Consider the following 11384-nt stretch of genomic DNA (forward strand, 5'->3'; position numbering starts at 1 on the left):
TTGGCGGGAGAAGAAATGCACAAATTGGACCAACTTGATCCGAATACATTGATTCAGCTGTCCTTTCTGGCGCAGGATGAAATGAGACGCCGGGGATTGGACGAATCGGGGGGTATGGTAAAACGTGCTCCCAAGGCGGCCCGAATTTTTCAGGTACCCGAGTCGGTCAAGTATCTCGAACCCGGCCAGCTTGAAACCCTGACGCGCTCTTTTCGCGAATGGCTGCGTGCGGCCCGCGACGCGCGGACCCGTCAGGCGCGCACTCGCATCTGGCTCCTTTTCCTTCTTTTGCGCTACACGGGCATGCGCCTTGGCGAGGTCCTCGACCTCGATGATTGCGTCGACTTTGACCTCGCCCGGGGCGTGGTCATGGTCCGGGGCGACGCGCCCCGCGAAATCCCCCTGCCGATCGAGGTCGTGGACGCCCTGGTCCTCTTTTTCGAGCATCCCATGAGCATGGAGCTGCGGGGGCAGATTTTTCGCATGGACCAGGGGTACGTGCGTCGCAAGTTCTCCGAACGCGGCCTTGGCACTGGCATCCCCCGGGAGCTTTTGAACCCTCGCGTGCTCCGTCATTCCAGGGCCGTGGAGCTGCTGCGCGGCGGAGTGCCGCTGGTCGTGGTGGACGCCATGCTCGGCCACCAGAGTCCGTCCTCCCAGTACGTCAGCTTTTCCGATGCCGACACCCGGCGCATCATGAACCATTATATTTTGGAAGAAAAAAAGATGAAGACTTCAGCCAGAAACATGTTCGTGGGTCAGATCAGCGCCGTGCGCGAAGGAATGATTCTGAGCGAGGTCGAGGTGACCACCGCCTCGGGTCTGAGGGTCGTGTCCGTCATCACCAAGGAAAGTTACGAGAATCTGGGGCTGGCCATGGGCATGACCGTCATCGCGACGGTCAAGGCCCCCTGGGTGGTGCTGGTCAAGGAGGACTCCATGCTGAGGACCAGCGCCCGCAACAAGTTCTGCGGCAGGATCTCGGCCGTCAACACGGGGCAGATCGCGGCCGAGGTGGTGGTGGACCTTGCCGACGGCACCAAGATCACTTCGCTCATCACCGACGAGTCCGTGAGCAACCTCGATCTCAAGGTCGGCGACGATATCTGCGCCATGGTCAAGGCCTTCTCGGTGATCCTGACTCTTGAATGACACCTCTGCCGCCTTTTGGTGAGTGGGCCTGACGTCTTGCGGCGTCAGGCCCTTTTTTTTCAGAATTGCACCGCCAGCTTGGCAACGATGCGGTAGTCCTCCACCGGCTGGCTTCCGCCCATGTCGGCATAGACGGGGATGGGCGCGGCCAGGCCCAGCACCATGTTCAGCGGTTCGATCCTGCAGCTGAGTTCCGGGCCAAGAAAAATCATGTCACAGCCTGAATTGTAGTCCTTCTTGACCACCCCGGGCGAAACCTGCTGTGTGTTTTTCTCCTGATGTACGCCGTTCATGGCCAGTCCGGCTGTAAAGTATCTGTTCAGGGCGAAGCCGTAGCCAAGACTGTATTGAAACAGGTCCCCCTTCTCCAGATCGTGCATTCCCTCCGTGTTGAGGGTGTACATGATCTGTCCGTCAACGCGGGAGCGGCCGAAGACGCGCGTCACGGACACGGTGGCCTTGGGGTTCCATGACCCAGTGCTCAGTTGCAGGAAAGGGCCCATGTACGGCTGGGGACCGAATGAATTCCGGTGGTCGCTGTCGCCGGTGGGAATTTCAAGCCCCAGCCCCAGGGCCAGGGACAGAGGATCGCCTTTCTTTTGCGACAGGGCCTGCCAGCGCCCCATGATCTGGATGTCGCCCAGACCCTGGACGTCGCTCGTGTCGGTCATCCCCTTGGCGTTCTCGCGTTTGAGTTCCTTGTTGAAGGCGGTCGCCGTCAGGAGCGCCTCGAAACCCTCGAAAAGTCCTGCGCGGAAGGTCAGTTGCCCGGCGTGAGCCGTACGCCTGCGCTTTCCGAAACCGGGATCGTCCTGGGATGCGCCTGTGTAGATTCGATGCTGATCATAATAGTTGTATTTGCCGATAACGGCGAACTTCATGGGCGCGAAGACGATGCCGTCCTGAAGTGTGATCGGAGCAAGAGGCTTTGGCGATGTTGCGTTGGCGGCGTGAGCGCTCGTTCCGCAAAAGAGAAGAGATGAAAGCAGTGTCAGGAAAAAAATGCGCATGTGTATCTCATTTTATAGTGTTGAGATACACATGCGTCATTCAGGTCGATTTAGTCCACTGCGTCACGAATTGAAGAGAAAGAGTGATTCTGTTTTTTAAATGCACATCAGTTTTCGTTACATGCTTTTCGGGCAGTAACGTTCCCATCCCATGATGCTGGCCGCTCCGGCGATCGTCGTTCCGTAAAAGATGACCGGTTTCGAATTCAGGAACATGTCGATGGATCCGTTGGCCAGGGTCGTGCCCGTGACCAGCAGCAGGTCCGCCCAGCGCATGACTTCCTCGGTGGCCCATCCGCCTTCGACCAGTGCCCCGTGTTTGACCTGCCCGATGTTGTCCGGGTCAAGGTCGAGCACGCGCATTTCAAACTCGGTGCTCAAGGCCTTGATCATGGCGGGCTGGTATCCGACCATCCCGATTTTCGGCTGGCCGTGCGCGGCGCGAATGTGTCCGGCGATGAGCTTTGAACACTCGGCGGGGCCTGCGTCCTTGCAGTGGATGGTGCACTCGGTTTGCCCCACGCAGCGCATGACCGCGTTCAGGGTGGCCACGAAAATCGCCTGGGACATGGGCTTTGCAAGGTCGAGACTGGCGATGTCGCGCAGACTTCCCCGGTAATCGCCGTAGGTGTCGGTGAAGGCCTGTCCCTTTGCGCCCTTGAAGGATGCTTCCATGAGCTTTTCCTTGCCTTTCTGGATCGGAAAGTCCTGTCCTTCCGGCTTGCCGATGGCCTGCTCGACGGTCAGCGGCGCGGCCGTGACCTCGACGCTTTCATCCATGAGCCCGGCCGCGTCCCATATAATGATTGCCCGTGCGCGGACCTGTTCCAGAATAGTCATCATTTTCTCCGTGGCATGTTCAGATTGCGGACATGCGTTTGAGGGTGAAGAGCATCGTGCCGGACAGCGTGGCGATGATGGCGCACAGCACCATGGCCCGATCCAGCTCTCCGGTAAAGACGCAATTGTAGATTTCCAGTGACAGGGTGTTGGTCTTGCCGATGATGTTGCCGCCAAGCATGAGCGTGATGCCGACCTCTCCCATGGAACGGCACAGGGCCAGGAGCCAGCTGCTCAGCACGGGCCTGCGTATGGCCGGGAGCAGGACCAGGACGAATGTCTGCCATTGCGTTTTTCCAAGAACAGCCGCCACTTCCGAGAGGCGTTTGCCCTGGCTGCGCAAGGCGGCCTCCACGGGTTTGACCATGAGGGGCAGTCCGGCGATGACCGAGGCCAGCACCAGGCCGGGGAAGGAGAAGACCACGTCGATGGGCAGCACGCGCCCCAAAGGCCCGTTTCGTCCCAGCAGCATGAGCAGGATGAAGCCCGTGGCGATGGGCGGGAAGACCAGCGGCACGGTCACCAGAAAATCGACCGCCGAACGCGCGGCGCACGGTCTGCCGCACAGGAAATACGCCAGCAGCACCCCCAGAGGGAGCAGGATGCCGCCGGACAGTGCCAGGACCTTCAGGGACAGAATGAGCGGGCCGAGGGTCCTGGGATCGGTCAACAGTTCCGTCATGACCTACAGGCCATGGGCGGCGATGATGCTCCGGGCCGTCCCGGTTTCGAGAAATTTGGCGAAATCCCGGGCCACGTCGGGCGATGGGGAGGTTTCAAGCCGGATGCAGCTGATCGCGATGGGATTGTAGAGGCTTTGGTCCACCTCCCTGAAGCCGCCGATCCTGTCCTTTACCGCCACGGCCTGGGTGAGGTTTATGAACCCCGCGTCCACCTCGTTCGTCGTCAGATAGGTGAAGACCTGCGGCACGGTGCCAACGACCACGAGTTTGTCCTTCAGGGCGTCTGCCTGCCCACTGTTTTCAAGATATTCCCTGGCGGCCTTGCCGTAGATGGCCCGTTTGGGGTCCGGCACGGCGATGCGCGTGACCGTCGCGGACTTCAGGTCCGCCGGTTCTTCCTTGCCGCTGGGCCAGGCCATGACCAGCCTGCCCGTGCCCAGAGGGGCGCTTTCGGCCAGGGGCAGGGCCGAAGAACGCAGGAATCCCTCCTCGCCGATGAGCATGTCGACCTTCCCGCTGGTTTGCGCCTGGCCGATGATCTGGCCCATGTTGCCGTAGATGCGCTCTACCGTGGTGCCAGATTGCCTGGCGTACGCCTCGGACAGGGCTTCGACGACGGTTTTGTAGCCCGCCCCCGAGGCGATGAGCAGGGTGTTTCCGGCCAGGGCGGGGAGGGCAAGGAAGACGAGAAGAAGAGTGAACAGCGTTTTTTTCATGGTCGGTCCTATGCGCAGACGCGGGTTGCAAGATTTTGGGAAGCGCGCCGCGCCCCCGAGAGGGTATCGCTGAGCCACTGCGGATCGTGACGGCCGTCGGTCATGGGGAAGATGGCGTCGCCAAGCTCGGCGGCTTCGTGCAGATCGTGGGTGACGAGCAGTACGGGGATGCCCATCTGCCTGGTCAGTTGCCGAAGCTCACCGCGCAGATCGGAGCGCGTGGGCGCGTCCAGGGCCGAGAACGGTTCGTCCAGCAGCAGGATGGCCGGGTCTCGAGCCAGGGCCTGGCACATGGCCGCACGCTGACGCTCCCCGCCGGAGACGGTGCCTGGTTTGCGTTGGGCCAGGTGCCGGATGCCGAAGCGTGCGAGCAGGGCGTACACCTTGCCCTGGTCCGCACAGGAAAAGGCCACGTTTTTGGCCAGGCTGAGGTGGGAGAAGAGGGGATAGTCCTGAAAGACCATGCCGACTTGCCGCTCGCGGGTGGGCACGTCGATTCCGGCCGCCTTGTCGAAGAAGGTCCTTGCGCCAAGCTCCATGCGGCCCCAGTCCGGCGTCTCCAGTCCGGCGACGAGTCGGATGAGCGTGCTCTTGCCCGCTCCGGACGGGCCGACGATGGCCGTCAGCTCCCCCCGGGCGCAGCCCAGGTCAAGGCGCAGGTCGAAATGGGGCAGGCGTTTGCGAAGACTGATGTGAAGTCCCATGCATTGCTCCAGCGCTTGCGGTCCGAAGGACGGAAAAGGGAAGCGGACCGTGTTTGTCTGTGCTTTAGGGCAAGAAGGGATCGCGCGGCAACGAGGTCACGCACGGGGAGGGAAACGTGACCGCTCAGCCGGCCTGCGTCTGGGCGGCCAGGAAAAGGGGGTCGAGGATCTGGCGGGGGGACTCCGATTTGCGTCGGGATTCGTAGTCGATGACGGAGAGCACCCGGCCGTGGCCGAAGGCGACCAGGGTCTGGGCGAAATGGTTCACGTCTTCGAGGTCGTGGCTGACCATGACCATGGGGATGTCGAATCGCTCCAGGATGTCGAAGAGTTCGGCGCGCATCCGTTCGCGCAGGGGTTGGTCGAGCGCGGTGAAGGGTTCGTCCAGCAGGAGCAGGTCGGGGCTTGGAGCCAGGGCCCGGGCCAGGGCCGTGCGCTGGCGCTGGCCGCCGGAGATCTGGGCGGGGCGTCGGCCTTCCAGTGCCGTCAGGCCGCACAGTTCCAGCAGTTCGTCCACGCGCTCGCGGTGCGCCGCCTTCAGGGGGCCGAAAATGGGCTTGAGGCCAAAGGACACGTTGTCGCGCACGGTCAGGTGCGGGAAGAGGGCGTAATCCTGAAAGAGCATGCTGATGTTGCGCTTGCGGGCCGGGACGTTCACGCCGGAGGCGGTGTCGAGGAAGGTGCGGCCGCAGACCTCGATGCGGCCGCGCTGGGGCCGCAGCAGTCCGGCCAGGGCCATGAGGGTCAGGCTCTTGCCGGAACCCGAGGGGCCGAAGAGGGCGATGCGTCGTCCGGGCGCCTCGAAGCGGGCCCGCAGGCGAAACTCGGCGCCGGGAGCGGTCACGCGCGTGTCGATGTCGCAGGAGATGGTCCGGGCCGTTGCTTGCGGTGCGGTCCGTGGGTGCATGGATGCCTCGGGATGGGAGCTTGCGGTGCGGCTGATCACGAACATGGTCAGGCCTGCCATCGTGGTGTCAGGAGCCGCCCCGAAACCCAGAGGATGAGGGTGCAGAGCACGGAAATGAGCAGCACGAGCTGCGCGGCCAGGTCGTCGTGACCTGCCTGGGTGGCGCTGTACACGGCCAGGGACAGGGTCTGGGTGCGGCCGGGCAGGTTGCCCGCGATCATGAGAGTGGCTCCGAACTCGCCCATGGCCCGGGCGAAGGCGAGCATGGTCCCGGCCAGAATGCCGCGCGCGGCCAGCGGCAGGCAAACGCGCAGGAAAACGCGCCATTCAGGGTATCCCATGGTCCGGGCCGCGTCCTCGTACTTGCGTTCCACGCCGCCAAGGGCGGCTCGGGAAGATTTGAAGATGAGCGGAAAGGAAACCACGGCGGCGGCGATCACCGCGCCCTGCCAGGTGAAGATCAGCGTCACGCCGAAAGTCGATTCCAGCCAGCGCCCGACGAAACCGTTCCGGCCGAGTAGCACGATGAGGTAATAGCCGAGCACCGTGGGCGGCAGCACCATGGGCAGGCTCAGGATGGAATCGAGCAGTTCCTTGCCCGGAAAACGGTAGCGGTGGAAGACCCAGCCCAAGAGCACCCCGAAGACCAGGGATGTGAGGGTGGCCAGAGCCGCCACGCGCAGGCTGAGCTGCACCGGGAAGAGAAAGGTCATGTCCATTCGCATGTTCCGTTGGCGAGGGTTGGGCGGTGTTCCGCCGTGGGTGCTTGCCGGCTCTGAAGCAACAACCGGGCCGATAGGTGAGTTGTCCCCGGCGCCGCTTGATCAGACGATAAGATCCATTAGCTTTCCGGCCCGTTGGCCACAAGGCGGTCACGGTAGCACGGAAAAGCGTGACCGGGATATGCGATGATATCCGCTCCTTTTTGGACGGGCTACGATGTGGATTGCTACATATTTGCATTATGCGACATAAACGTAAAGTTTGTCCGAGTGTAGATTTTGACCCTGACGGCTGATTCCCAACTTTGCTTGCGCTCTCCGCCTCTTTGCCTGTAGCTCAATGCATGCGGTCCCGAGTTTTGCAGAGGGCGCAAGGCAACTCGACAACATTAGGAGAATGGCATGTTCGCTGTAATGGTCAATGTTCACATCAAGCCGGAATACAGGAAGGATTTCGTGGAAGCCATGCTCGACGACGCACGCGGGTCAGTGCAAAACGAGCGCGCGTGTCTGTTGTTCAATGTCGTTCAGGACAGCGAGAACGAGAACTGCCTGCATCTCTACGAAGTCTATGCCAGCGCCGGGGCCTTCGAAGAGCATAAGGAGACCTCGCATTTCATTCGCTGGGTGGAGACCACCAAAAATTGGTTCGCCAGCCCTCTGGAGATTGCAACGGGTGTCCATCTGTTTCCCGCTGACGCCGTCTGGAAAAAGCAGGCCTGAGGGCCGCACCTGCACAAATTTTGTCGCGATACGGCGGTGTAACAGTGGATTTATTCAAGTGGACGCCGCGAAACAACCTAGGGACATCTTTCATTTCCACGGCCACCCATGAAAATCTCCAATGGCTGTCATGAGTTGAGTAATCGGAGTTGATGGATTACGAACAGAATATGAAATCAAGTTCACCTGTCCATTACCATTCCGGGGAGTTTCCTCCTAAACGTCTTGAGTGGGATCGCCTGATTCCACTACTTGGGTCCACCAGTGCAGCCTTGGCCCGGTATGATGGGATCTTAAATGCCATTCCCAATGCGACGGTTTTGCTTTCCCCTATGATGACCCAAGAGGCGGTGCTGACTTCGCGGATCGAGGGAACGCAGGCGACAATGGGGGAGGTGCTGGAATTTGAGGCGGGGATCAAGCCCAAAGATCGAGTGGCGGAGCGGACGGCGGACATTCAAGAAGTGCTCAATTACCGCAAGGCCATGCACCGGGCTGTGGAATTGATGGACGATCTGCCTCTCTGCCAGCGGGTGCTCAAGGAGGCCCATTCCGTGCTCATGAAAGGGGTGCGGGGGAAGAGCAAGTCACCGGGTGAGTACCGCAAGGTGCCAAACTGGATTGGTTCGTATGGATGTTCCATTGAAGAGGCCAAATACGTGCCTATTTCCGCGGACAAGCTGCCTGAAGCCATGGGACGGTGGGAGCAGTTCATCCACGCGGACTATCAGGACCGTCTGGTGCAGTTGGCCATATTGCATGCCGAGTTCGAAGCTCTACATCCTTTTCTGGACGGCAACGGGCGATTGGGTCGGATGTTCGTGCCGTTGTACCTTTGCAGCATCAATCTGTTGCAGCGGCCCATGTTTTACATCAGCGCCTACCTGGAGGCCCGGCGGGACGAGTACTACGAACGACTCCTGGCAGTCTCTCGGGTCGGAGACTGGACCGGTTGGTGCCAGTTCTTCCTGGAGGCCTTGCAGTCCCAGGCCGAGGAGAACCTGCGCAAGGCCAAGGCGATTCTGGTTCTGTATGAGCAGTCTTTGGATCGTGCCCTGGAACTCATCAGATCCCAGCACGCCAAGAAAGCTATGGACTTCATTTTTTCACGACCGATTTTCTCCTCCTCATCCTTCAACAACGAGTCTGGCATCCCCAAAGCCACGGCCATACGTATCCTGAAGGTTCTGCGTGACAATGATTTCTTCATGATTTTGGAGGAACAGGTAGGGAGTAAGCCGGCAGTTTTGGGATACGAGGCGCTGCTCGTCATTACGGAAGGCATGGAAGAAAGAGGGTCGGTTTAATGATTTTGCGACTCATTTTGTTAAAAAAATGAGTCGCAAATGAATTTGTCATGCATATTTGAGTCGGAAAAAATGGGTGTCTTCAGGGCCTCTGTTTCCTCATTTTTCCAGTCGGTATCACCGTATGGCGACTCACAAAAGCGAGATTGTGAGTCGCAATTTTCGTTTGTACCTCACATCTGAGGCACAAACACCAGGATTGGCCCCCAATTTTAATTTTCTGAGCCACAAAAAGTTTAAATCAATTAACTTTTATACGGTCAATCAAGTTAGTCTACAGAATCACCAGGGAAGAGAAGGATTGGGACTGGATGCTGGACCGCATCGTGCACAAGATCAAGAACACGCGCGACAATGACTTCATCCTCAAGAACGACAAGGGTCAGGACGTGAACCGTTGGGAATCGTATTTCCAGCTGGGAACCTCTCAGATGGACAATGAGGAATGCGCCCTCACGCACCAGATGTGCCGCGCGCTGGGAGGTTTGCACATCGATCATCAGGCCCGGGTCATTTTTGCCCAAGGCGTGCAAAGCTTTTCCGAAAAGAAGATCAGGCCGCACGCGTCCGGGCATATTGAAGTTCCGGCGGACCATCGAAACAGGCATTGAGCCTGTTTCGATGATTCGCCTGGCCCACTCTCAATGCTGGTGGCCGCTGCACACCTGCAATTCTTCAAGTTCGTGATGATTTTCGTTGCATTCGTCCGTCCCCTCAGGGTTGCGGATCAGCTTTAGTTCCCGCCTCTCCATGGCCATGAGGGCCTCTTCCGCCGACAGGCCAGGCCCGAAAAATCGGGTCACGTGGTCGTCCGCCAGAATCTTGAAAACATCCTCTTCGAGCTTGCCGGTGATCAACGCTTCACAGCGGTGTTTCAGGATCATTTCGGCCAAGGCGATCTCCGAGTTTTTCCCGGACTTGTCATGCGGAATGCTTGTGCATTCCATCGTCTCTACATTCACGATCAGCAGAAACGGAGTTTTCGAGAATTCTTCGAAAACCGGACTGGCCAGGGATGCTCCTGCGGCGCTTACTGCAATATTCATGAGTTCTCCTTTGATGTTTTGATGGCAGAGCCAAGCATTTATTGTGCCTTTTTCGACATATGTCGAGATGGAATCGCTTGGGAACCGAGAGTCTTGCCTGAGAGGGCGGTTCGGGATTCCAGGCTGAAGTTTTTCATGGCAGGTGTATCATTTTGTCTCATTTTTCCTTTTTTGGGTGGTTCCATTTGGGACAATTCGGCCAAGTGCGAACACGAATCAACTTCAAAGAGTGACTGAGCTTTTACGTTGAAAAGTTATATTTTCAATTAATTCGACAGTTTATTATATTTTAGGGTAATAATTTAAGCACGTTGGCCTTGTTTTTGCCTTTATGCGTCGATATGCCACTTGTGACATAGTGATTTCGTTCGGCTTGGCAGCCTCCAACATTTCGATGTGGCGAGGTCTCTTCAGAAAGAATGTTTTGCATATGATAATAGGTGGTTAAGGTTGCTCAGGCCTTAAAATATGTCAAAAATGACATGTTTTAACATTAAAATGCCAATCGAGATATATTTTGGACATGCGATGAAATCCATCCCCGTTGAAGAAGCTGTCGGCACCGTTCTTTGTCATGACATCACGCGCATCGTTCCCGGCGAGGCCAAGGGACCCGCCTTTCGGCGCGGGCACATTGTCGGTCCGCATGACATTTCCACCTTGCTCGATATCGGCAAGGCCCATCTTTATGTTTTCGATCCCAGAGACGGATACGTCCACGAGGATGAATGCGCCCTGCGCCTGGCCCGGGCAGCGGCCGGACAGGGCATCTCCATCAGTTCGCCAAGCGAGGGCAAGTCGACGCTCACCGCCGCCCACGACGGTGTCCTGTCCATCGACGTGGAAGGACTTTTCCGCCTCAATTCCATCACCGACGTGACTTTTGGCACCATCCACACCGGCCAGTTCGTGAAGTCGGGCAGAGTGCTCGGCGGCACGCGGGTCATCCCGCTGGCCGTGCCGGAAGAGTTGCTGCAGGAGGCCGAGGGCGTCTGTCGCGAGCATGCCCCGCTCATCGAGGTCCGCCCCTTGAAGCCCGCGCGCATCGGCGTGGTGACCACGGGCAGCGAGGTCTACACCGGCCGCATCAAGGACGGCTTCGGGCCGGTGCTCAGGAAGAAATTCGAAGGTCTTGGATCAACCGTTCTGGATCAGGTTTTCGTCTCGGACCAGGTCGAGATGACAGTCGAGGCCATCATGGACCTCAAGGAGCGGGGTGCGGATTTCATCGCCGTCACCGGCGGCATGAGCGTCGATCCCGACGACCAGACCCCGGCTGCCATCAGGGCGAGCGGTGCCCGGGTCGTTTCCTACGGCGCGCCCACCTATCCCGGCGCCATGTTCATGCTCGCCTATCTGGATGACGTGCCCGTGGTCGGACTGCCGGGATGCGTCATGTACTACAAAGCCAGTATTTTCGATCTGATCGTGCCCCGTCTGCTGACCGGGGAGCGTTTGGAGCGGAAGGATATTGTTGCGTTCGGTCACGGAGGCCTGTGCGAAAGCTGTCCCAGTTGCCACTACCCGGCCTGCGGCTTCGGCAAACTCTAGCGTCCCCACGCAGATTCTGTTCG

12 protein-coding genes and 1 pseudogene are annotated in these 11384 nt (G+C 59.0%); 5 read left to right on the top strand and 8 right to left on the bottom strand.

Going from position 1 to position 11384, the window contains the following annotated elements:
- The first annotated feature begins 15 nt into the window (after positions 1-15).
- The gene (locus BMZ24_RS08780; protein WP_092191333.1) at positions 16-1152 is read left to right on the top strand and encodes a TOBE domain-containing protein; all 1137 of its coding nucleotides are present in this window, start codon (positions 16-18) and stop codon (positions 1150-1152) included.
- A 59-nt stretch (positions 1153-1211) separates the two neighbouring features.
- Here BMZ24_RS08780 and BMZ24_RS08785 read toward each other — a convergent pair whose 3' ends face one another.
- From BMZ24_RS08785 to modB, 7 genes are all read right to left on the bottom strand, one after another.
- Positions 1212-2162, bottom strand: a complete 951-nt coding sequence (locus tag BMZ24_RS08785) for a transporter (protein ID WP_092191335.1) — start codon at positions 2160-2162, stop codon at positions 1212-1214.
- A 117-nt stretch (positions 2163-2279) separates the two neighbouring features.
- Complete coding sequence (locus BMZ24_RS08790; protein WP_341864726.1) at positions 2280-3002, bottom strand: Rossmann-like domain-containing protein; 723 nt, start codon at positions 3000-3002, stop codon at positions 2280-2282.
- 19 nt (positions 3003-3021) lie between these two features.
- A complete protein-coding gene (locus BMZ24_RS08795) occupies positions 3022-3684 on the bottom strand; it encodes a molybdate ABC transporter permease subunit (RefSeq protein ID WP_092191339.1) in 663 nt (220 codons plus the stop codon).
- Between the two features lie 3 nt (positions 3685-3687).
- Positions 3688-4401 (bottom strand): molybdate ABC transporter substrate-binding protein, encoded by a 714-nt coding sequence (gene modA / locus BMZ24_RS08800; RefSeq protein ID WP_092191341.1) that lies wholly within the window; start codon positions 4399-4401, stop codon positions 3688-3690.
- Positions 4402-4409: 8 nt separating this feature from the next.
- Positions 4410-5105: an ATP-binding cassette domain-containing protein gene (locus BMZ24_RS08805; protein ID WP_092191342.1), complete on the bottom strand. Its 696-nt coding sequence runs from the start codon at positions 5103-5105 to the stop codon at positions 4410-4412.
- 124 nt (positions 5106-5229) lie between these two features.
- Entirely contained in the window at positions 5230-6012 is a 783-nt protein-coding gene (locus BMZ24_RS08810) for an ABC transporter ATP-binding protein (RefSeq protein ID WP_092191461.1), read from the bottom strand.
- 47 nt (positions 6013-6059) lie between these two features.
- Positions 6060-6731 (bottom strand): molybdate ABC transporter permease subunit, encoded by a 672-nt coding sequence (modB, locus tag BMZ24_RS08815; RefSeq protein WP_192623993.1) that lies wholly within the window; start codon positions 6729-6731, stop codon positions 6060-6062.
- Positions 6732-7136: 405 nt separating this feature from the next.
- On the opposite strand from modB, the gene BMZ24_RS08820 reads away from it, so the two are divergent.
- The 3 genes and pseudogenes from BMZ24_RS08820 to BMZ24_RS08830 all read left to right on the top strand — a co-directional run.
- Positions 7137-7457 (top strand): putative quinol monooxygenase, encoded by a 321-nt coding sequence (locus tag BMZ24_RS08820; protein ID WP_092191345.1) that lies wholly within the window; start codon positions 7137-7139, stop codon positions 7455-7457.
- Positions 7458-7609: 152 nt separating this feature from the next.
- A complete protein-coding gene (locus tag BMZ24_RS08825) occupies positions 7610-8764 on the top strand; it encodes a Fic family protein (RefSeq protein ID WP_244150314.1) in 1155 nt (384 codons plus the stop codon).
- 290 nt (positions 8765-9054) lie between these two features.
- Positions 9055-9309: pseudogene (locus tag BMZ24_RS08830) on the top strand (hypothetical protein); the annotation flags it as partial.
- A 96-nt stretch (positions 9310-9405) separates the two neighbouring features.
- On the opposite strand, the gene BMZ24_RS08835 reads toward BMZ24_RS08830, so the two are convergent.
- Complete coding sequence (locus BMZ24_RS08835; RefSeq protein ID WP_092191347.1) at positions 9406-9810, bottom strand: NifB/NifX family molybdenum-iron cluster-binding protein; 405 nt, start codon at positions 9808-9810, stop codon at positions 9406-9408.
- A 528-nt stretch (positions 9811-10338) separates the two neighbouring features.
- On the opposite strand from BMZ24_RS08835, the gene BMZ24_RS08840 reads away from it, so the two are divergent.
- On the top strand, positions 10339-11361 hold the full coding sequence (locus tag BMZ24_RS08840; protein ID WP_092191349.1) for a molybdopterin-binding protein: 1023 nt from the start codon (positions 10339-10341) through the stop codon (positions 11359-11361).
- Positions 11362-11384 lie beyond the last annotated feature (23 nt).

Origin of the sequence: Desulfomicrobium norvegicum, from assembly GCF_900114595.1 — a bacterium.
In the GTDB taxonomy this organism is placed as follows: Bacteria; Desulfobacterota; Desulfovibrionia; order Desulfovibrionales; family Desulfomicrobiaceae; genus Desulfomicrobium; species Desulfomicrobium macestii.